Origin of the sequence: Bradyrhizobium sp. SZCCHNS1050 (assembly GCF_032484785.1) — a bacterium.
Taxonomy (GTDB): domain Bacteria; phylum Pseudomonadota; class Alphaproteobacteria; order Rhizobiales; family Xanthobacteraceae; genus Bradyrhizobium.
This window is the reverse complement of record NZ_JAUETR010000001.1, coordinates 3,295,341-3,316,239: the sequence shown is the minus strand read 5'-3', so window position 1 is coordinate 3,316,239 and position 20,899 is coordinate 3,295,341. Positions and strand designations below refer to the sequence as shown.

Here is a 20,899-nt window from a genome sequence, read left to right as displayed (position 1 = left end):
AATGCCATGTCAACCGCCCTTCACCGACGGCCTGCCGACGCTCTCGTAGACGAAGCCGTGGGCGGCCATCTCGTCGGGGCGGTAGACATTGCGCAAATCGACGACGACCGGATGAGCCATCACCTCCTTGAGGCGATCGAGATCCATGGCGCGGTACTGCACCCATTCGGTGACCAGCACCATCGCATCGGCGCCGGTCGCGCACTCATAGGGATCGTCGTAGTAGGCGATCTCCGGCAGCTCCTTCTTGGCCTGCTCGATGCCGACGGGATCATGCGCGCGGACCTTGGCGCCCATGTCGAGCAGACCGGTCACCAGCGGGATCGACGGTGCCTCGCGCATGTCGTCGGTCTCCGGCTTGAAGGTGAGGCCGAGCACCGCGACCGTCTTGCCGCGCAGATTGCCGCCGACGGCATGCGCCACCTTGCGCGCCATCGCGCGCTTGCGGTTGTCATTCACCGCCAGCACCGATTCGACGATGCGCAGCTGCGTGTCGTAGTCCTGCGCGATCTTGATCAGCGCACGCGTGTCCTTCGGGAAGCACGAGCCGCCGAAGCCCGGACCGGCATGCAGGAACTTGGAGCCGATGCGGTTGTCGAGACCGATGCCGCGCGCCACCTCCTGCACGTCGGCGCCGACCTTCTCGGCGAGATCGGCGACCTCGTTGATGAAGGTGATCTTGGTGGCGAGGAACGCATTGGCGGCGTATTTGATCAGTTCGGCGGTGCGGCGCTCGGTGTACATCATCGGCGCCTGGTTCAACGACAGCGGGCGATAGATGTCGCCGAGCACCTTGCGGCCGCGCTCGTCCGCGGTGCCGACGACGATGCGATCCGGCCATTTGAAATCGCGGATCGCGGCACCCTCGCGCAGGAATTCCGGATTGGAGGCGACGACGACGTCGGCCGTCGGATTGGTCTCGCGGATGATGCGCTCGACCTCGTCGCCGGTGCCGACCGGCACCGTCGACTTCGTCACGACCACGGTGAAGCCGGTGAGCGAGGCCGCGATCTCGCGCGCCGCGGCATAGACGTAAGTGAGGTCGGCGTGTCCGTCGCCGCGCCGCGACGGCGTACCAACCGCGATGAACACGGCGTCGGCCTCGGCGACCGGCTGCTTGAGGTCCGTGGTGAAATCGAGCCGCTTGGCCTTGACGTTGGCCGCGACCAGCGCATCCAGGCCGGGCTCGAAGATCGGGATTTCTCCGCGATGCAGCGCGGCGATCTTGCTCTCGTCCTTGTCCACGCAGGTCACCTGGTGACCGAAATCGGCGAAGCAGGCACCGGACACCAGACCCACATAGCCCGTGCCGATCATCGCAATTCGCATCGAAACCCATCCTTCAAGGTTAATACTTTCGCGTCTTAAACCATTTGCGGTTCAAGGGGAATTTAGAAAACGGCATGACGTTTGGATGACAAGGAGGAGTATTAACGGCTCTGCCCGACAATGCGGCAGCTCCGCGCCAAAGAGGGACAGCATGACCGCGAATGGTACGCCGAAAACGGCCGGAACCGAGACGCGCATCGACTGGGTGGACTACGCCAAGGGTATCTGCATCATCATGGTGGTGATGATGCACTCGGTGCTCGGCGTCGAGCTCGCCGCCGGCGAGACCGGCTTCATGCACGCCGTCGTCGCCTTCGCCAAGCCGTTCCGGATGCCCGACTTCTTCCTGATTTCCGGCCTGTTTCTGCCACTGGTGATCAACCGCGACTGGCGTACCTATCTCGACCGCAAGGTCGTGCATTTCGCCTACTTCTACGTCCTGTGGGTGACCATCCAGTTCGGCTTCAAGGCGCCCGGCTTCGCCGCCGCATCCGGCTGGCCGCACGCCGGCTACCTGTACCTGGAATCCTTCATCGAGCCGTTCGGCACGCTGTGGTTCATCTATCTGCTGCCGATCTTCTTCGTCGTCATCAAACTGACGCGAAAGCTGCCCGCGCCGGTGATCTGGGGCGTCGCGGCCGGCCTCGAAATGGCGCACATCGTCACCGGCTGGACCGTGATCGACGAATTCTGCGCCCGCTTCGTCTACATCTATTCGGGCTATCTGTTCGCGCCCACCATCTTCGCGCTGTCGGATCGCGCGCGGTCGCAGCCGATGCTCGCCATCGTCGGCCTGCTCGCCTGGGCGGTGATCAACCAATCGCTGGTGAACCTCGGTGTCAGCGAATGGCCGGCTGTCTCCCTCATGCTCGGCTATGCCGGCGCCGTCGCCATCATCATCGCCGGCACGCTGCTGGCGCGCGCGCAGCTCCTCAACGCATTGCGGTTCTGCGGCGAGCATTCGATCGTGATCTATCTCGCCTTCTTCCTGCCGATGGCGGCGACCCGCACCTTGTTGCTGAAGACGGGCGCCATCGCCGACATCGGCACGATCTCCCTGCTCGTGACCGTCGCCGGCGTGCTCGGCGCGCTCGTGATCTGGCGCCTCGCGTTGCGCCTCGGCGCACGCTTCCTGTTCGAGCGCCCGATCGCGTTCTGGATCGCGCCGCCGAAGCCGAAAGCCGTGTTGCAGCCGGCGGAGTAGCGTCACCGTCAGGGCACCAGAAGCAGCGCGCCACGGCTGCGGCCGCTCTCCAGATCGATATGGGCCTCGACGGCCCGCGCCAGCGGATACGCGGTGCCGTGGCCGACGAGATCGCCATCGGCGAGCGCGGCGAGAACCGTCGCTGCATCCCTGCGATAGTCGGCGACATCGTTGATATGGGCCATCACGCTCGGGCGTGCCAGCGACAGGCTGCGGCGCGGCCCCAGCTCCTCGACGGTAAGGCTTGGAATTGGACCGCCGGACTGACCGATGCTGGCGACCGTCCCGAACGGCCTGACGCAGGCGAGCGTCCGCGCAAGCGTCTTGCCGCCGACGCCATCATAGGCGACATCGACGCCGCGCCCGTCGGTCAATCGCTTCACGGCATCGACAAAGTCAGCATCCCGGCCGACGATCAGATGGCGCGCGCCGGCGGCACGCGCGAGCTCCGCCTTGGCCTCCGAGCTCACCGTGCCGATGACGGTCGCGCCGCGCAGCCGAGCCAGTCGCGTCAGCACCTGGCCGAGCCCGCCGGCGGCACTGTGCACCAACAGCGTCGTTCCGGCTCCGACGGCATAGGTACGATTGAGCAGCATCGCCGCCGTGATGCCTTTCAGCAGGGTCGACGCAGCGCTCGCTTCAGACACGGCGTCGGGCAGCGGCATCGCGCGCCAGGCGGGCAGATTTCGCTCCGAGGCATAGGCGCCGACCGGGGCGCCGGCATAGGCGACGCGGTCGCCGACGGACAACTCTGTCACGTCCGCGCCTTTCGCCGTCACGACCCCCGCCCCTTCGACGCCAGGAATTCCGTCGGGCAGCGGATAGAGGCCGCTGCGCTGATAGATATCGATGAAGTTCACGCCGATCGCGGTGTGGCGCAGCCGGATCTCGTTGGCGCCCGGCGCCGGCAGCTCAACATTCTCGAGCACCAGATTCTCCGCGCCGCCGGGTGACTTCAGTCGAACGATAGCAACCATGCCCGTCTCCACACATCTTGCCTTGATCCGGACAGTGTGGTCAGCGTTGGCATTCTGCGGAATTGCCCAATTTGGCTCCCCTGTTGTGAATATTCGAACATGCGGATCGACTGGACCGACCTTCACCACTTCGTGACGCTGGCCCGCGAGGGCACGCTGTCGGCCGCCGCACGTGGTCTCGGCGTCGATCATGTCACGGTGGCCCGCCGGGTCGCGGCCCTGGAACGGGCCACCGGGCTGAAGCTGGTCGACCGCCGAGCGCGGGCCTATGAGCTGACCGAGGACGGCCGCCGCCTCGCCGCGGCCGCCGGCCCGATGGAGCAGGCCGCGTTCGCGATCGAGCGCGCCGTGGTCGCATCGCGTCCCGGTCTGGCCGGTGAGGTCTCGGTCAGCGCGCCGCCGACGCTCGCCAACAGGCTGATCGCGCCACGGCTGGTCGAGCTGCGCCGACGGCATCCCGCCATCATCATCAAGCTGATCGGCGAGAAGCGCAGCGCCTCGCTCAACCGACGGGAAGCCGACATCGCTCTGCGACTGTCCCGTCCCGACGAGCCCGGCCTGATCGCACGCAAGATCGGCCGCTTCGGCTTCAACCTCTACGGCGCGCCGCACTATCTCAAGGAGACGCCGCAGCATGCGCTCGGATTCATCGCCTATGATGCCAGCATGGATTCGGCACCCCAGCAGCAATGGCTGAAGGCGGTCGCCGGGCAGCGCCCGATCGTGTTTCGGAGCAGCGATCTCGAGAGCCAGGCCGCAGCGGCGCGCGCAGGGCTGGGGCTCGCCGCCCTGCCGCATTTTCTCGGCGATCATGATCCCGACCTCACCCGCTTCGAAGCCGGCGCGGCCATCAGCAGGGACATCTGGCTCATCGTTCATCGCGACCTCAGGCGCACGCCCCTCATTCGCGCCGTCATGGAGTTCCTGACCCGCTGCGTCCGACCGGACTGAGGGGCGGAAAAATCCGGTGCGCATGGCGTCGTCACGGCTGTCAATGCGAGCGAAAATCCCTACATTGCGGCCATGCCCAAAGCTCCCCAGAAAGCCGCCGCCACGCCCGCCGCCCCTGTGCCTGCCGCCGCCAAGGGCGCGGCCAACGGCGACCATGTGTTCCTGGTCGACGGCTCGTCCTACATCTTCCGCGCCTATCACGCGCTGCCGCCGCTCAACCGCAAGTCCGACGGGCTGCAGGTCAATGCCGTGCTCGGCTTCTGCAACATGCTGTGGAAGCTGCTGCGCGACATGCCCGAGACCGACCGACCGACGCATCTGGCCATCGTGTTCGACAAGTCCGAGGTCACGTTCCGCAACAAGATCTACGCCGACTACAAGGCGCACCGGCCGCCGGCGCCCGACGACCTGATCCCGCAATTCGCGCTGATCCGCGAGGCCGTCCGCGCCTTCGACCTGCCGTGCCTGGAGCAATCGGGCTTCGAGGCGGACGACCTGATCGCGACTTATGCGCGGCTTGCCTGCGAGCGCGGCGCCACCACCACCATCGTGTCCTCGGACAAGGATTTGATGCAGCTCGTCAACGACTGCGTCACGATGTACGACACGATGAAGGACCGGCGCATCGGGGTCGCCGAGGTGATCGAGAAGTTCGGCGTGCCGCCGGAGAAGGTGGTCGAGGTGCAGGCGCTGGCCGGCGATTCCACCGACAACGTGCCGGGCGTGCCCGGCATCGGCATCAAGACCGCCGCGCAGTTGATCACCGACTATGGCGATCTCGAAGGCCTGCTGACGCGCGCAAGCGAGATCAAGCAGCCGAAGCGGCGCGAGGCTCTGATCGAGAACGCCGAGAAGGCGCGGATCTCGCGCCAGTTGGTGCTGCTCGACGACAAGGTCGTGCTCGATGTGCCACTCGACGACCTCGCGGTGCACGAGCCCGATCCGCGCAAGCTGATCGCCTTCCTCAAGGCGATGGAGTTCACCACGCTGACGCGCCGCGTCGCCGAGTATTCGCAGATCGATCCGGCCGACGTGTCGGCGGATGAACAGTTGAAGGTGGGATCGAGTCCGGCCGCAGCCCCCACCCCGCCCTCCCCCGCAAGCGGGGGAGGGAGCACACTGAGCAAGCCAGCCGCCGCTCCTCGCAGCGGTGACCCGCGCACCGACAAGTCGGCGATGAGCAAAGGCACACCCGCCAGCCTCGCCGAGTCCAGGGCCGAGGCGGCCAAGAGCGCGCGGATCGATCGCGATAAATATCAGACCGTGCGCACCGTACCGGAGCTGAATGCGTGGCTCGCCCGCGTCCATGACTTCGGTCGGGTCACCATCGATGTCAAAGCCAGCTCGATCGATCCGATGCAGGCCAGCCTGTGCGGCATCGCGTTGGCGCTGGCGCCGAACGACGCCTGCTACATCCCACTGGCTCATCGCCAGGCCGGCGATGGCGGCGGCCTGTTCGATGCCGGGCTCGCACCTGGCCAGATCAGGGACAGCGAGGCGCTCGCTGCCCTGACGCCCATCCTGGAATCGGCCGGCCTGCTCAAGATCGGCTTCAACATCAAGTTCACGGCCGTGATGCTGGCGCAGGCCGGCATCACCCTGACCAACACCGACGACGTGCAGCTGATGAGCTACGCGCTGGACGCCGGACGTGGATCGCAGAAGCTCGACTCGCTGTCCGAGCACGTGCTCGGACACGCCATGATCAGTGAAGGTGAGCTGATCGGGAGCGGCCGGAACAAGCTGACCTTCGAGCAGGTCGCCATCGATCGCGCGACCGCGCATTCCGCGGAAGCCGCCGATGTCATCCATCGGGTCTGGCGCGTGCTGAAGCCGCGCCTCACGGCGGAGCGCATGACCGCGGTCTACGAGACCCTGGAGCGGCCGCTGGTGTCGGTGCTGGCGCGCATGGAGCGGCGCGGCATCTCGATCGACCGCCAGGTGCTGTCGCGCCTGTCCGGCGACTTCGCCCAGACCGCGGCGCGCGTCGAGGCCGAGTTGCAGGAGCTGGCCGGCGAGCCGATCAATGTCGGCAGCCCGAAGCAGATCGGCGACATCCTGTTCGGCAAGATGGGCCTGTCGGGCGGCACCAAGACCAAGACCGGCGCCTGGTCGACCTCTGCCTCCATCCTCGATGATCTCGCCGAGCAGGGCAACGATTTCGCGCGCAAGATCCTGGAATGGCGCCAGGTCTCGAAGCTGAAATCGACCTATACCGATGCGCTGCCGACCTATGTCAACCCGCAGACGCATCGCGTGCACACCACTTACGCGCTGGCGGCGACCACCACCGGCCGGCTGTCGTCGAACGAGCCGAATCTGCAGAACATCCCGGTGCGGACCGAAGATGGCCGCAAGATCCGCCGCGCCTTCATCGCGACGCCGGGCCATAAGCTGGTGTCGGCCGACTACTCGCAGATCGAGTTGCGGCTGCTCGCGGAGATCGCCGACATCCCCGTGCTGAAACAGGCGTTCAAGGACGGGCTCGACATCCACGCGATGACGGCATCCGAGATGTTCGGCGTGCCGATCAAGGACATGCCGAGCGAGGTGCGCCGCCGCGCCAAGGCGATCAATTTCGGCATCATCTACGGCATCTCCGCGTTCGGCCTCGCCAACCAGCTCGGCATCGCCCGCGAGGAGGCCTCGGCCTACATCAAGCGCTATTTCGAGCGCTTCCCCGGCATTCGCGACTACATGGACGCGACCAAGGAGTTCTGCCGCAAGCACGGCTATGTCACCACGCTGTTCGGCCGCAAGTGCCATTACCCCGAGATCAAGGCCTCCAACGCCTCGGTGCGCGCCTTCAACGAGCGCGCCGCGATCAACGCGCGGCTGCAGGGCACCGCGGCCGACATCATCCGGCGCGCCATGATCCGCGTCGAGGAGGCCCTGGCGCAAAAGAAGCTGTCGGCTCAGATGCTGCTGCAGGTGCATGACGAACTGATCTTCGAGGTGCCGAACGGCGAGGTCGCCGCGACCTTGCCGGTGGTGCAGCACGTCATGCAGGACGCCCCCTTCCCGGCGGTGCTGCTGTCGGTGCCGCTGCATGTCGATGCGCGGGCCGCCGACAATTGGGACGAGGCGCATTGAGCTGATCGCGGTGATCTCTGCTTCGTCATCGCGTGCGCCGAAATCCGTCCACGAGCGAGATGCCACCCTCCCCTGGAGGGGGAGGGTCGATCGCACGCGAAGCGGGCGAGCGGGGTGGGGTGAGCCGCGGGCGCTGGCGCCTGTGGAGAGATCACCCCACCCCGCCTCACGTTTCGCTGCGCTCATGAGAGGCGACCCTCCCCCTCCAGGGGAGGGTGGGCAGCGTGCCTCGCAACGCAGCCCTCATACGCATCCGTTTGATGCTCCCCGATACGATGATCATTGGCTGCAACGCGAGCCGTAGACATGCCTCAGCCTTCTCGCAGCATGATTTGCTCGAGGGATGCATGTCGTTCGCCCTCTGAATTTTGCAGAGGGCGCAGGGAAGGCCGGGCCCCGACTGAGGCCCGTGGCCCGCCTGCTCAAAAGAATGCAGGCGGCAGGTACCACAGGTTCAGCCGGACAGGCCCGGCCCTCCCTGCGCGATGGGCTTAACGTCTGCTCCGAGCTCTCCCCGGGGACCGGCTTGTTTGCCCCCGTCACCAGCGCGACACGTGATGTCACGCAGGCTTGGCGCCAGCTTCGGGGCGCCAGGACCACACGGCTTGAACGTCCGCGAACTGCCAATCGTCCAGCGCAAAAGCACCTGACAGGCCCGCGGCCACCGCTCCCCGCCTCAACGTATCGTGACGACGCGTACGCCCCTCTGCATGAGGACGGGATGCGCTGAATAGAGCATGACTTCGGAAAAATAGCAATATAAATCTTGACGATCGCGTTGCCCGATGCGGAGAGATGACGCCGTCCCCTGTTCACGGTCACTCGGAACGCGGCGATTTTACCCCCCGTTAGGCACGATGAGATCGCGCCTGGCCGGATGGACGGACGGTAACACGACGTGCAGCGCACCCTGGCAAGGTTGGAGAGGCACCGCACGCGAGCGATCGCTGACAGCTCCGATCATCCCCATGCCACGACTGCGCCGAGGGCGCAGAACGAAGAGCTCCATGACCGCGACCTCATCCGCAGCTCACCCCAAGACGCGCGACCGGCGCGCGGTGCTGATCCTGCTGGTCGCGATGGCGCTCTACAACGGCGCCTATCTCGTCAGCTGGACGCTGTCGTCGCCGCAGCCGGCGTTCGGTGACTTCTTCGGCCTGTGGTCGTTCGGCAAATATGCCGCGCTGTCCGGCGCCGGCATCTACGATCCTGTCGCGCTCGCGCGCTACCAGCAGACGCTGGATCCCGCCCTCGGCGGCGGCGGATTTCCCTATCCTTACCCGCCGACCTTCCTGCTGGCCTTGATCCCGCTGGGGATGCTGGCGCTGCCTGTCGCCTATGTCTGTTGGATCTCGCTGACGTTCGCGCTGTATGGCCTGGCGACGCTCGGCCGCGACTGGCGCACACTGTCGGGCCTTGCGCTGCTCGCCGCGCCGACGACGCTCATCAACGCGATTACCGGCCAGAACGGATTTCTCTCGGCGGCCTTGCTGATCGGCGGATTGCGCCTGCTCGCGCGCCACCCGATCGTTGCCGGCACGCTGCTCGGCCTGCTCGCCTACAAGCCACAATTCGTGCTGCTGATGCCGGTCGTGCTGCTGGCGTCACGCAACTGGCGCGCCATCCTCTCGGCCATCGCCACGACCGTGATCGTCGCGGTCGTCACCAGCGCTGCGCTCGATCCGTGGATCTGGCTCGAATGGATCGTGAAGTTTCCGAGCTATCAGGCGCAATTGCAGGCCAACCAGGTCAGCCTCGATCACATGATGCCGACGGTCATCGCTGGCTTGCACGCGCTCGGCGCGCCGCCGCCGATCGGCTACCTGGTTCAGCTCCTGTTGTCCTGCTCCGTCGTCGTGATGGTCTGGGATGCCTGGCGACGCGGCTCAACGCAGCAGGCGATCGCGCTGGTCGCGGTCGGCAGCATCATCGCCACGCCCTATGCGATGATCTACGACATGCCGATGGTGGCGGCGGGGATCGCGCTCCACTGGAAGGCGCGGAGCGACGCCGGCGAGCCGATCGCGCCGCTGGAGATCGGCCTCGTGATCGCGCTGGGAGCCTGCCTGCTCGCCATGATCGGGCACTCCGTGCCGTTCGCGGCGGCCATTCTGCTGGTCCTGCTGGCGTTGAGCATCGCCGGTGTGTTCGACCGCTCCGGCAGACCGCTGCCTGCGCTGGACGTCGCGCCGCCGGCGGCGGGCTGATTGCTCTCGGTGCAATTGACCGGATGACGATGCGTGATCGTCCGCGCTAAAGCAGCGGCAGAGATCCCGATCATCGAACCAGTGATGCCGCACACATCATCCTTGCTCGCCTTCGCCCTCGTCTCGCTCGGCATGGTGCTGACACCAGGGCCGAACATGATCTATCTGATCTCGCGCGCGATCACGCAGGGTCACGTCGCGGGCCTGGTCTCGCTCGGCGGCGTTGCCGTCGGCTTTCTGGTCTACATGCTGGCCGCGGCGTTCGGCATCACGGCGCTGCTGTTTGCCGTGCCGTTCGCCTATGACGCGCTGCGCCTCGCCGGCGCTGCCTACCTGCTCTATCTGGCGTGGCAGGCGGTGAAGCCGGGTGGACGCTCGCCCTTCCAGGTGAGGACGCTCGCCATCGACAGCCCACGCAGGCTGTTCCTGATGGGGCTCGCCACCAATCTGCTGAACCCGAAGATCGCGATGCTGTATCTGGCGCTGCTGCCGCAGTTCATCGATCCCGCTGTCGGCAGCGTACTGACGCAGTCGGTGGTGCTCGGCGCGATCCAGATCGTGATCAGCGTCAGCGTCAACGCCATGATCGCCATGGCGGCAGGATCGATTGCCCTGTTCCTGGCGACACGGCCGAGCTGGGCGCTCGTGCAGCGCTATCTGATGGGCACGGTGCTCGCGGGACTTGCGGTGCGCATGGCGCTGGAGGCGCGGCGGGGGTGATTTCCATCGGCTCCCCCGCCTTGTCCGCCGAAGCCTCTCGGCAAAGGCGGACGAGAGCGGGAGAGGGGGCACCGCGCGTGCCGAAAGATCTCGGAAGTCATCGTCGGCAAGGAACGGCCGATGAGCTTCTCAGTCCAGCTTCGCTTCCATGCCGCGCTTCACGGCGGGGCGGGCCATCAGGGTATCGTACCAGCGCTTGACGTTCGGGAAGTCGGCGAGATCCACCTTGTGGCGCGGGTGGCGCCAGGCCCAGCCGACGATGGCGAAGTCGGCGATCGAGAGAGCGCCTGCGACGAACTCGTGCTGCGCCAGCCGGCGGTCGAGCACGCCATAGAGCCGGACCGTCTCGGCCATGTAGCGCTTGAGCCCGTAGGCACGGTCCTGTTCGTTGGTCAGCGCGATGAAATGGTGCACCTGGCCGGGCATCGGGCCGAAACCGCCCATCTGCCACATCAGCCATTCATAGACCGGGATCCGCTCGGCGAGGGATTTCGGCAGGAACTGGCCGGTCTTCTCAGCCAGGTAGAGCAGGATGGCGCCGGATTCGAACACGCTGACCGGCTTGCCGTCGGGGCCGTCGGGATCGACGATCGCCGGGATCTTGTTGTTGGGGCTGATCGCCAGGAATTCCGGCGCCATCTGGGCGCCCTTGGTGATGTCGACCGGAACGACGCGGTAGGGCAGCCCCATCTCCTCCAGCGCGACCGAGATTTTGCGCCCGTTTGGGGTGTTCCAGGTGTACAGCTCGATCGTCATGCGGGGCATCCTTCCCAACCGTCCTTGCTTGGTCGCGGGCTCCATTAGCTCGAAACTGCATCCGGCTTCAAACGTACCGTTGTTGATGGGACATCGTGGCGGCTGGTCTCCGCCGCCCGCCCCCGATAGATTGCGCCACCCAAGAATCCACCCTCAGGGGAAACGCCGTGTCCAAATCCGCCTCCCGCGCCCGCCTCCTCGAGATCATCCGCAGGCGCTCGTTCGGCCGTGGCGAGGTCACGCTGGCCTCCGGCCGCAAGAGCGATTTCTATTTCAACCTGAAGCCGACCATGATGGACCCGGAGGGCGCCACCTTGCTCGCCGAGCTCACCTATGAGGCGCTGAAGGACGAGGGCTTCGATTATATCGGCGGCCTGGAGATGGGCGCGGTGCCGCTCGCCGGCGCGATCGCCCAGATCTCCTGGATCAAGGGCCATCCGATCGCGGCCTTCTTCGTCCGCAAGAAGCCGAAGGAGCACGGCGCCAGGCTCGCGATCGAAGGCCTGACCCGCGACGAGACCCTGGCGGGAAAACGCATCGTCGTGGTCGAGGACGTCACCACCACCGGCGGCTCGGCGATGAAGGCGGTGGAAACCCTGCGCGAGGCCGGCGCCGAGGTGGCGCTGGTGTTCACCATGGTCGACCGCGAGGAAGGCGCCGCCGAGACCTTCGCCCAGGCCGGCCTGCCGTTCCGGGCGCTCTACAAGGCGCACGAATTCCTCTGAGGCGCCTGGCGCGCGGCGCAATTCGCCGCCCGCGCATACCGCTCATTTACCAACGCCCGTTAAGGTTACCGCAAAGCTGATGGCGCCATGCCTTGGGCAAGGCACGTTCGATCGCACATGATCGAGCGACGCGGGTTGCCGCGTCACGGCGTGGCTTTGCGGTGAAGATCCTGGCGATGGAGCGGGCGTTGCGTAGCGTGTTGTCGTTTCGGCGGAGGTCCCGCCACGTCGCTGTCGCGGCGACGGTCGGCCTCGTCGCGGCTGGCGCGCTGGCGCCGCGAATGGCGTCGGCCCAGGGCCTGTTCGACTTCCTGTTCGGCGGCTTCACCAAGCCGCAATCGCAGCGGCCGGCGGCGCAAGGCAGCTTCTTCGCCGATCCGTTCGGCACCAACCCGCAGGCCCCCGCCCAGCCGCGCGCCGCGAGCGGCGGATCCGGCGCGGCGTTCTGCGTGCGCGTCTGCGACGGCCGCTATTTTCCGCTGACCCGCGGCCTCGCCTCGCCGGCGCAGATGTGCCAGGCGTTCTGCCCGGCCAGCCCGACCAAGATCTATTTCGGCTCCAACATCGACTACGCCACGGCGGCGAACGGCGAGCGCTATGCCGACAGCGAGAACGCGTTCGCCTATCGCCAGGCGCTGCGCGCCGACTGCACCTGCAACGGCCGCGATCCGGCCGGGCTGGCGCCGGTCGATCTGTCGCTCGACACCTCGCTGCGGCCCGGCGACGTGGTCGCGACCAGCGACGGGCTCGTCGCCTATTCCGGCCCGCGCGGCGGCGGCAGCCAGCCGGCCGACTTCAAGCCGGTCGCCTCCTATCCCGGGCTGAACTCGGACATGCGGGCCAAGCTGAGCGAGATGAAGGTCGCACCGGTGCGCGCCGAGATGCTGGCGGCCGATGCGCTCGCCGCGATGCCGCCGCCGGAGGCCAGCGCCAGCAATGTCAGCGTCGCGCCGCCGCTGACGATCGCGCCGAAGCCGGCCACCGGCCGCGCCAAGCGCGCGGATGTGGATTGAGCCCGGACTCGTCATTGCGAGCGCAGCGAAGCAATCCAGAGTCCCGCACACCACCCTGGATTGCTTCGCTGCGCTCGCAATGACGGAATGCTGACCTAGCGCGCGACGATCACGCCGATGACGTTCGGCGCTTCCAGATATTTCTCCTCGATCGCCGCCCGCGCGGCGGCGCGGTTGTCCGGCGTCAGCAGGCCGCGTTTCTCGGCCAGGATCATCCAGCAGAAGCCCCACCAATCGGTCAGCATGCCCTCGTCGTCGACCAGGTCGTAGCCCTGCTCGGCGGCGAAGATGCGCGCCCGCGCCTCGTCGAGGCCATCGAGGAAGGTGTGGTCGGTGGCCGAGAACAGATCGTCGGAAATGTCGTCGGTGGTGTAGCCCCAGACCGACATGCAGACGGCGTTGAAGGCGCGGTCGATCTGGTCGTCGTCGATGGCCCGCCGCCGCGCGGCCTTGTGCAGCCGCGTCAGGCTGCGCGCGAAGTCGGCAATGCGGGTCAGGGCCAGGGGATCGAAGGCGATATTGGACATGGGTGTCCTCGCGGGATGCACTGATGCCGGGGGGCTGGCGGATCGAATCGCTGTCAGGATAAACGATCGCTTGCTAAGTTGTTCTTAATTTGTTCCTAGCCGATTGTCCATCCCTTCTCAAAGGAGGCGCGCCGCTCTCATGGAGAATTCCAACACCGAAACCGATGCAGCCCTGCGCAAGCGTCTCGACTGGCTGCTGCGCGGCCTATGCGTGGACTGGGGCTTTTGCAGCCGCCTCACCGCGGACGACCTGATGCTGGACGGCCAACCGCCCTCTCCGCAGGCGTTCGCCGCGGCCGTGCTGCGGGCCGAAGGCATGAACGCGGAATACGAGCCGGATTGGCGCCGTCGGATCGAGCAGATGTTCGTCGCTCGCCTCACAAGGTGAGTCTGGATCCCGGCTTTCGCCGGGATGACGATGGGGAGAGCCCTCAACTCCACGACGCACCTGCACCATCCTAGCGCGTTCCGCCCCCGGAACTCCGGCCCCGTTTTTGCATCATTTTCCATCACCTTGCTGTGCGGACCAGCCTTTCCCCGGGTTTCGGACCGCGCGCAACCATCGTATGCTTTTACCGGTTCCTCGTAGCATCACAGGTTTCCAAGGTGACAGATCAGCCGTCCCAGCGCAGCTTCGTAAGCACCGGCCAGCCCGTCGACGAATTGGCGGTCGCGGAGATCAAGAGCGACATCCTGGCCAAGCTTCGCCTCGCCATCGGCAAGGAGGCGAGCCAGGCGACGCAGCAGGACTGGTACCACGCCGCGGCGCTGACCTTGCGCGACCGCATCGTGCATCGCTGGCTGACCGCGGACAAGGAGAGCTACGACGCCGGGCGCAAGCGGGTCTATTATCTCAGCCTCGAATTCCTGATCGGCCGTCTGTTCACCGACGCGCTCAACAACATGGGCCTGATGAAGGTGTTCGAGACCGCGCTCGGCGATCTGGGCGTCGGCCTGATGGACCTGCGCAAATGCGAGCCCGATGCCGCGCTCGGCAATGGCGGCCTCGGACGGCTCGCGGCGTGCTTCATGGAGAGCATGTCGACCTTGCAGATCCCTGCGATCGGCTACGGCATCCGCTATGATTTCGGCCTGTTCCGCCAGGTCATCGTCGACGGCTGGCAGCACGAATATCCCGACGTCTGGCTGTCGTTCGGCAATCCCTGGGAGTTCCAGCGCCCCGAGGTGGTCTATCACGTTCATTTCGGCGGCGGCGTCGAGCACATCGACGACAAGGGCCGGGCTCGCGCGATCTGGCATCCAGGCGAGACCGTGCAGGCGGTGGCCTATGACACGCCGATCGTCGGCTGGCGCGGCCAGCACGTGAATGCGCTCAGGCTATGGTCGGCGCGCTCGCCCGATCCGCTGAAGCTCGACGTGTTCAACTCCGGCGACTATCTCGGCGCCTCGGCAGAAGAAGCGCGCGCCGAGGCGATCTGCAAATTCCTGTATCCGAACGACGAGAGCCCGGCGGGACGCGAGCTGCGGCTGCGCCAGGAATATTTCTTCGTCTCGGCTTCGCTGCAAGATCTCGTCAAGCGCCATCTCGGCTCCGACGGCCAGTTGCGCAGCCTGGCGCAGAAGGCCGCGGTGCAGCTCAACGACACGCACCCCTCGCTCGCCGTGGCCGAGCTGATGCGGATCCTGGTCGACCTGCACAATTTCCGCTGGGACGAGGCGTGGAAGATCACCATCGCGACCTTGTCCTATACCAACCACACGCTGCTGCCCGAAGCGCTCGAGACCTGGCCGGTCGAGCTGTTCGAGCGGCTGCTGCCGCGCCATCTCGAGATCATCTATCGCATCAATGCGCAGCATCTCGCGCTCGCCGAGCAGCGCGCACCGGGTGACATCGACTACCGCGCCTCGGTGTCACTGATTGACGAGAAGAGCGGCCGCCGCGTGCGCATGGGCCAGCTCGCCTTCGTCGGCTCGCACCGCATCAACGGCGTCTCGGCGATGCATTCCGACCTGATGAAGGAGACCGTGTTCCACGATCTCAACCATCTCTATCCCGGCCGCATCACCAACAAGACCAACGGCATCACTTTCCGCCGCTGGCTGACCCTCGCCAATCCCAAGCTGACGAACCTCTTGCGCGAGGCCTGCGGCGACGCCGTCGTCGACGATCCGACCTTGCTCTCGAGTCTCGAGAGCTACGTCGCCGACGCCGGCTTCCACCAGAAGTTCCGCGCCGTGAAGCACCACAACAAGGTGCAGCTGGCGCGTCTGATCGGCGAGCGCATGAACGTGCGCCTCGACCCGGGCGCGCTGTTCGACGTGCAGATCAAGCGCATTCACGAATACAAGCGCCAGCTCCTGAACATCCTCGAAGCGGTCGCGCTGTATCTGGACATCAAGGACGACCCGCAAGCTAACTGGGTGCCGCGGGTGAAGATCTTCGCCGGCAAGGCGGCGGCGAGCTACCGCTATGCCAAGCTGATCATCAAGCTGATCAACGACGTCGCGGAGGTCGTCAATAACGATCCCGCGATCGGCGGCAAGCTGAAGGTCGTGTTCATGGCCGACTACAATGTCAGCCTGGCGGAAACGATCATTCCCGCAGCCGACCTGTCCGAGCAGATCTCGACCGCCGGCATGGAGGCGTCCGGCACCGGCAACATGAAGCTGGCGCTGAACGGCGCCCTTACCATCGGCACGCTGGACGGCGCCAATATCGAGATCCGCGACAATGTCGGCGCCGACAACATCGCGATCTTCGGCATGGAGGCCGACGAGGTCATGCTCCGCCGCAAGCAGGGACTGGACGCGTCCGACGTGATCCACCGGTCACCGCGGCTGGCGCGCGCGATCGATGCGATCGCGTCCGGCGCGTTCTCGCCGGACGAACCCGGCCGGTTCGAGCCGATCGCCCATGCGCTGCGCCATCTCGACCACTACATGGTTTCGGCCGATTTCGATTCCTACTACGAGGCCCAGCGCGGCATCGATGCGCGCTGGCAGACCGTGCCGGCCTGGACCCGCGCCTCGATCCTCAACGTCGCGCGCATGGCCTGGTTCTCCTCCGACCGCACCATCCGCGAATATGCCGACGACATCTGGAACGTGCCGGTCGGGCTGGCGATGGCGCCGGTGCAAGCGCAGCGGGCGTGACGGGCCCTTCCCCTCGCCTTCAGCAATGACCCATGACGTCATTGCAGAGGCCTTCCATTGCGTTTCATCTGACGGCCATCATACGATGACCGTCGGGAGGAATGCATGACCGAACCGCCAGCTCACCTGTTCGACGAGGCCACCCGCGTCACCGCCGGCGACAGCCGCTGGCAGGGACGGACCAGCCCGGATTACTGGGCGTTCGTCGGCCCGTTTGGCGGCGTCACGGCGGCGACCGTGCTGCGCGCGTTGATCCAGCATCCGCAAATTCAGGGCGATCCGCTGGCGGTGACGGTGAACTATTGCGCGCCGATCGCGGAAGGGCCGTTCGATCTCGACGTGCGGCTGGTGAAGGCCAACCGCTCCTCGCAGCATTGGTGCGTCGAGCTGAGCCAGGGCGACTCTGACGCGGCGACGCTCGCCACCGCCGTGTTCGCCGAGCGCCGGCCGTCCTGGTCGCATCAGCCGGCCACAAAGCCCGAGGCGCCGCCGTTCGATCAGGTCAAGCGACATCCCGACACGAACATGTCCTGGACCAAGCAGTACGATTTCCGCTTCATCGAGGGCCGTCCAACGTTTGGTGCATCGTCGGGGGAGCCGCACAGCAGCTATTCCCGGCTGTGGATCTCCGACCGCAAGCCGCGCAAGCTCGACTGCCTGTCGGTGCTATCGATGTCGGACGCCTTCTTCGGTCGCGTCTTCCACGCCCGCGGCGAGCTGGTGCCGTTCGGCACGGTGTCGCTGACGACCTATTTCCACGTCAGCCGGGACGAGCTCGCGGCCGAGGACATCACGCACGTGCTCGCGACCGCAGACGCCAAGGTGTTCAACCGCAGCTACCAGGACCAACACGGCGAGCTATGGTCGCCGTCCGGCCGGCTGCTCGCGACGACGACGCAGATCGCGTATTTCAAGGCGTGAAAGCCGGGACGCAAGCCAAGAAAACGGCGTCGTCCCGGCCTTGAGCCGGGACGACAGCTGTGGGTATGGCTTGAGCTCGCGCCTCTCGTGCATTGAACGGGGCGGAGCGGGAAAATGTGGGGTCAGCCGCAACGCGACCGCCCCCTTGACGTTTGCAGCCCTACTCCGCCGCCAGCTTCAGATCCGGCGCGGCGTTACGGACCTCGGCATCGACCTGGGCTTCGAACTTGGCAAAATTCTTCTGGAACATGCCGACCAGCGCGCGCGCAGTCTTGTCGAACTCGGCCTTGTCCTTCCAGGTGTTGACCGGGTCGAGGATCTCGGTCGGCACGCCCGGCAGCGCGGTCGGCACCGCGAAACCGAAATATTTGTCGGTGCGGAACTCGACGTTGCGCAAGCTGCCGTCGAGCGCCGCCGTCAGCAGCGCGCGCGTCACCTTGATCGGCATGCGCGAGCCCGTGCCATACTTGCCGCCGGTCCAGCCGGTGTTGACCAGCCAGCAGTCGACATTGTGCTCGGCGATCAGCTGCCGCAGCATGTTGCCGTAGACGGACGGATCGAGCGGCAGGAACGGCGAGCCGAAGCAGGTCGAGAATTCCGGCTGCGGCTCGGAGCCCAAGCCGCGCTCGGTGCCCGCGACCTTGGCGGTGTAGCCGGACAGGAAGTGGTACATCGCCTGCGCCGGCGAGAGCTTTGCGATCGGCGGCAGCACGCCGAAGGCGTCGGCGGCGAGCATCACGACGTTCTTCGGATGCGGCGCGCGGCCGGTGCGCGAGGCGTTCGGGATGTAGTCGAGCGGATAGGCCGAGCGGGTGTTCTCCGTCTTGGAGCCGTCGTCGAAATCGGGAACGCGCGTATCCTCATCGAGCACGACGTTCTCGAGCACCGCACCAAACCGGGTCGACGCCGCATAGATCTGCGGCTCGGCTTCCTGCGACAGCTTGATGCACTTGGCGTAGCAGCCGCCCTCGAAGTTGAACACGCCGGACGGTCCCCAGCCATGCTCGTCGTCGCCGATCAAGGTGCGGTTCGGATCGGCCGACAGCGTCGTCTTGCCGGTGCCGGACAGGCCGAAGAAGACAGCGGTGTCGCCGTTCGAACCGACATTGGCCGAGCAGTGCATCGGCATCACGCCGCGTTCGGGCAGGTAGTAGTTGAGCGTGGTGAACACGCTCTTCTTCATCTCGCCGGCATAATAGGACCCGCCGATCAGGACGATCTTGCGGGCGAAATCGATCGCGACGACGTTCTGCGAGCGCACGCCGTGGCGTTTCGGGTCGGCACGGAAGCTCGGCATGTCGATGATCGTGAGCTCCGGCACGAAGGTGTCGAGCTCGATCTTCTCGGGGCGGATCAGAAGCGTGCGGATGAACAGCGAATGCCAGGCAAGTTCGGTGAAGACGCGCGTCTTGATGCGGAAGCTCGGATCGGCGCCGCCATAGAGATCCTGCGCAAACAGGGTCTTGCCTTCGGCGTGCTTGATGAAGTCCTGATGCAGCGCCTCGAACTGCGCGGGCGTGATCGCCTGGTTGCCCGCCCACCACATCTTTTCGGTGGAGGCGTCACGCACCGTGAACTTGTCCTTCGGGCTGCGGCCGGTGAACTCGCCAGTATCCGCGCACAGCGCCCCGTCGGCCGACAGCACCGCCTCGCCCGCCGCCAGCGAATACTGATAGAGCTGGGGAGCGCCGAGATTCCAGTGCACCTGCTTGAGGTTCTTTAAGCCGAACTTGTCGGCACCGAAGGCGCCGTTGCGAATACCCGTCTCTTGCACGAAGATCCCTCCTGAGAGCCCGCATCTGTTGCGCGCAGTCGCGCGCGTTGCGCGGTGACCGTTGCCGTTACATCGCCTTATCGAAGCGCGGTCGCCGACCTAATACTGATCAACGCTGGTCTTGCCAAGACGATCCGGCCCAATTGGTTATTGGCAAACCGTGATGTACGTAGCTCATGTTTTGCCGCTCCATGCACATTCCAGCAGCAGCCGCCTGCGCCCCGCTGAGTTGCTGCAACGCAACAGATATATCAGCGCGGTTGGGTTTCACGAGAACGACGAACGACGCTCAAATCGACGAATTCGCGCCGGCAAGCGAAGACCAAGGCGAAGACCGAGCATCCGGCCAACGCCCGTCGCACCGCCTCGCTGCAACCGATCAAGGGACGCCGCCCGAGCCGACGGAATGCGTCGGTGATCAGCCGTGTCGTCGCCCACCCGATCAGCCAGCTTCCATTCACGATTGCCTCGCGCTTGCGGGATCACATAATCCCGACTTCGCCCGGCCGCGACGTCAACGAGCTCACTCGCGCCCACGCCATGGGTTTGCGCGGCGCTTGCCCTCCGCTGGACAGGGAGCGTACTCATCGAGCTTCACCGCAACTGCGTTCATGCGTGAACTTTGTCGTCTTTCGTCACGAGAGGATGAGCACAGCCATCAAAGCGGGCTCGAACTACACCTCACTTCGCGCGTGCCTCGTCAGCAAGCCGCACAAGCATCTTGCGCAACGCCCCGGGCGTGGTTACGCGCTCGGGAAACCCGAGCCGTAGCGTCTTGCCGTCGGCCATCAGATCCAATCCTTCCGGGTCACAGCCGCTACACCGCCACTCCGCGGCTTCGGCGCCGAGCAGCTTCGTCGCGTAGAGGGCGAGCGCCTCACGGTGATCTTCGTTCATGTGATCGACAGCGCCCTGCTCTGCCAGAATCAGTTCATCAGCATCGGAGATATCCGTGAGAAACTGCTCGGGCTTGAGATCGACGATGCGGCCGAATCCGGCGACGAGATGCGCGCCTGACGGACGAATCACGAAGAACGAGAAGTCGGCGAAATCCGCATAGTCCGCAGCGGACGGATGCGCATTGAGATACCGACGGCGCATCATCTCGCGATTGTCGTCGGTGGCCTGCTCGGCCTTGCCCGACAGCATGATGCGAGTTCCCTCGAGCGGATCGCCCGGCGCCCGTTCGTCGAGCATCAGCGATACGCGCGAATCGGCAAGTAGATTCCTGGTGTGTACAGCTAATCGCGAGATCAGGATGATCGGAGCACCATCGGACGCGGTGGCGACGTTGACGAGGGAGCAGTAGGGATCGCCCGTACCAACCATCAAGGTCGCAAGTGCGCCCTGCCGGCTTCGGCGCAGCAGGGATTGCGTCACGCGGTTAGGGTTAAAGCTCGCAGACATCGTCTTTTCCCTCGTCCATCCAGTTGCAATGAAGGCCTTTTTTCGGCTAAACGGGCCACAAACCTGGGCGCGGCACAAGACTTTGCCATGGTATTTGTGGAACTCGGTCACACTTCAGCCCAGCTTGCATTGCTCGTTGACCATGTTCGAAGCCCAAATATGCGGCCCTTATCTTGATTCT

General features: G+C 65.7%; 16 protein-coding genes. 10 read left to right on the top strand and 6 right to left on the bottom strand.

Annotation, left to right across the window (positions count from 1 at the left end):
* Positions 1 to 9 precede the first annotated feature (9 nt).
* The gene (locus tag QX094_RS14985; RefSeq protein ID WP_315825860.1) at positions 10 to 1,329 is read right to left on the bottom strand and encodes a UDP-glucose/GDP-mannose dehydrogenase family protein; all 1,320 of its coding nucleotides are present in this window, start codon (positions 1,327 to 1,329) and stop codon (positions 10 to 12) included.
* Between the two features lie 151 nt (positions 1,330 to 1,480).
* Between QX094_RS14985 and QX094_RS14980 the strand changes: the two genes are divergently transcribed.
* The gene (locus tag QX094_RS14980) at positions 1,481 to 2,533 is read left to right on the top strand and encodes an acyltransferase family protein (protein WP_315825859.1); all 1,053 of its coding nucleotides are present in this window, start codon (positions 1,481 to 1,483) and stop codon (positions 2,531 to 2,533) included.
* 8 nt (positions 2,534 to 2,541) lie between these two features.
* On the opposite strand, the gene QX094_RS14975 is transcribed toward QX094_RS14980, so the two are convergent.
* A complete protein-coding gene (locus QX094_RS14975) occupies positions 2,542 to 3,510 on the bottom strand; it encodes a quinone oxidoreductase (protein WP_315825858.1) in 969 nt (322 codons plus the stop codon).
* 99 nt (positions 3,511 to 3,609) lie between these two features.
* Here QX094_RS14975 and QX094_RS14970 point away from each other — a divergent pair, with 99 nt between their 5' ends.
* The 4 genes from QX094_RS14970 (at position 3,610) to QX094_RS14955 (ending at position 10,481) form a co-directional block, all read left to right on the top strand.
* On the top strand, positions 3,610 to 4,461 hold the full coding sequence (locus QX094_RS14970; protein ID WP_315753825.1) for a LysR family transcriptional regulator: 852 nt from the start codon (positions 3,610 to 3,612) through the stop codon (positions 4,459 to 4,461).
* Between the two features lie 72 nt (positions 4,462 to 4,533).
* Entirely contained in the window at positions 4,534 to 7,554 is a 3,021-nt protein-coding gene (gene polA, locus QX094_RS14965) for a DNA polymerase I (RefSeq protein ID WP_315825857.1), read from the top strand.
* Positions 7,555 to 8,561: 1,007 nt separating this feature from the next.
* Entirely contained in the window at positions 8,562 to 9,761 is a 1,200-nt protein-coding gene (locus QX094_RS14960; protein WP_315825856.1) for a glycosyltransferase family 87 protein, read from the top strand.
* 84 nt (positions 9,762 to 9,845) lie between these two features.
* Positions 9,846 to 10,481, top strand: coding sequence for a LysE family translocator (locus tag QX094_RS14955; protein ID WP_315715333.1), 636 nt, complete (start codon positions 9,846 to 9,848; stop codon positions 10,479 to 10,481).
* 129 nt (positions 10,482 to 10,610) lie between these two features.
* Here QX094_RS14955 and QX094_RS14950 read toward each other — a convergent pair whose 3' ends face one another.
* Positions 10,611 to 11,237 carry a glutathione S-transferase family protein gene (locus QX094_RS14950; protein WP_315715332.1) on the bottom strand — a complete coding sequence of 209 codons (627 nt, stop codon included), beginning with the start codon at positions 11,235 to 11,237 and terminating at the stop codon, positions 10,611 to 10,613.
* A gap of 167 nt (positions 11,238 to 11,404) precedes the next feature.
* Between QX094_RS14950 and pyrE the strand changes: the two genes are divergently transcribed.
* Both pyrE and QX094_RS14940 read left to right on the top strand, forming a co-directional pair.
* Positions 11,405 to 11,962 (top strand): orotate phosphoribosyltransferase, encoded by a 558-nt coding sequence (gene pyrE / locus QX094_RS14945; RefSeq protein WP_315752224.1) that lies wholly within the window; start codon positions 11,405 to 11,407, stop codon positions 11,960 to 11,962.
* Between the two features lie 188 nt (positions 11,963 to 12,150).
* Complete coding sequence (locus QX094_RS14940; RefSeq protein ID WP_315826184.1) at positions 12,151 to 12,975, top strand: DUF2865 domain-containing protein; 825 nt, start codon at positions 12,151 to 12,153, stop codon at positions 12,973 to 12,975.
* 95 nt (positions 12,976 to 13,070) lie between these two features.
* Here the strand turns inward: QX094_RS14940 and QX094_RS14935 are convergent, their stop codons facing one another.
* A complete protein-coding gene (locus QX094_RS14935; RefSeq protein WP_315825855.1) occupies positions 13,071 to 13,502 on the bottom strand; it encodes a hypothetical protein in 432 nt (143 codons plus the stop codon).
* Positions 13,503 to 13,641: 139 nt separating this feature from the next.
* Between QX094_RS14935 and QX094_RS14930 the strand changes: the two genes are divergently transcribed.
* From QX094_RS14930 to QX094_RS14920, 3 genes are all read left to right on the top strand, one after another.
* Entirely contained in the window at positions 13,642 to 13,890 is a 249-nt protein-coding gene (locus tag QX094_RS14930; RefSeq protein WP_316167262.1) for a hypothetical protein, read from the top strand.
* A gap of 218 nt (positions 13,891 to 14,108) precedes the next feature.
* On the top strand, positions 14,109 to 16,616 hold the full coding sequence (locus QX094_RS14925) for a glycogen/starch/alpha-glucan phosphorylase (RefSeq protein ID WP_316167260.1): 2,508 nt from the start codon (positions 14,109 to 14,111) through the stop codon (positions 16,614 to 16,616).
* A 105-nt stretch (positions 16,617 to 16,721) separates the two neighbouring features.
* On the top strand, positions 16,722 to 17,537 hold the full coding sequence (locus tag QX094_RS14920) for a thioesterase family protein (RefSeq protein ID WP_316187972.1): 816 nt from the start codon (positions 16,722 to 16,724) through the stop codon (positions 17,535 to 17,537).
* A gap of 160 nt (positions 17,538 to 17,697) precedes the next feature.
* Here QX094_RS14920 and QX094_RS14915 read toward each other — a convergent pair whose 3' ends face one another.
* Complete coding sequence (locus QX094_RS14915) at positions 17,698 to 19,311, bottom strand: phosphoenolpyruvate carboxykinase (protein WP_316167255.1); 1,614 nt, start codon at positions 19,309 to 19,311, stop codon at positions 17,698 to 17,700.
* A 681-nt stretch (positions 19,312 to 19,992) separates the two neighbouring features.
* Positions 19,993 to 20,718 (bottom strand): HugZ family protein, encoded by a 726-nt coding sequence (locus QX094_RS14910; protein ID WP_316174647.1) that lies wholly within the window; start codon positions 20,716 to 20,718, stop codon positions 19,993 to 19,995.
* Positions 20,719 to 20,899 lie beyond the last annotated feature (181 nt).

What these genes read in the sequence shown, in the direction of transcription:
- QX094_RS14985 (WP_315825860.1), bottom strand. Translation starts at nt 1,329, where the DNA reads ATGCGAATTGCGATGATCGGCACGGGCTATGTGGGTCTGGTGTCCGGT.
- QX094_RS14980 (WP_315825859.1), top strand. Translation starts at nt 1,481, where the DNA reads ATGACCGCGAATGGTACGCCGAAAACGGCCGGAACCGAGACGCGCATC.
- QX094_RS14975 (WP_315825858.1), bottom strand. Translation starts at nt 3,510, where the DNA reads ATGGTTGCTATCGTTCGACTGAAGTCACCCGGCGGCGCGGAGAATCTG.
- QX094_RS14970 (WP_315753825.1), top strand. Translation starts at nt 3,610, where the DNA reads ATGCGGATCGACTGGACCGACCTTCACCACTTCGTGACGCTGGCCCGC.
- polA (WP_315825857.1), top strand. Translation starts at nt 4,534, where the DNA reads ATGCCCAAAGCTCCCCAGAAAGCCGCCGCCACGCCCGCCGCCCCTGTG.
- QX094_RS14960 (WP_315825856.1), top strand. Translation starts at nt 8,562, where the DNA reads ATGACCGCGACCTCATCCGCAGCTCACCCCAAGACGCGCGACCGGCGC.
- QX094_RS14955 (WP_315715333.1), top strand. Translation starts at nt 9,846, where the DNA reads ATGCCGCACACATCATCCTTGCTCGCCTTCGCCCTCGTCTCGCTCGGC.
- QX094_RS14950 (WP_315715332.1), bottom strand. Translation starts at nt 11,237, where the DNA reads ATGACGATCGAGCTGTACACCTGGAACACCCCAAACGGGCGCAAAATC.
- QX094_RS14935 (WP_315825855.1), bottom strand. Translation starts at nt 13,502, where the DNA reads ATGTCCAATATCGCCTTCGATCCCCTGGCCCTGACCCGCATTGCCGAC.
- QX094_RS14930 (WP_316167262.1), top strand. Translation starts at nt 13,642, where the DNA reads ATGGAGAATTCCAACACCGAAACCGATGCAGCCCTGCGCAAGCGTCTC.
- QX094_RS14920 (WP_316187972.1), top strand. Translation starts at nt 16,722, where the DNA reads ATGACCGAACCGCCAGCTCACCTGTTCGACGAGGCCACCCGCGTCACC.
- QX094_RS14910 (WP_316174647.1), bottom strand. Translation starts at nt 20,718, where the DNA reads ATGTCTGCGAGCTTTAACCCTAACCGCGTGACGCAATCCCTGCTGCGC.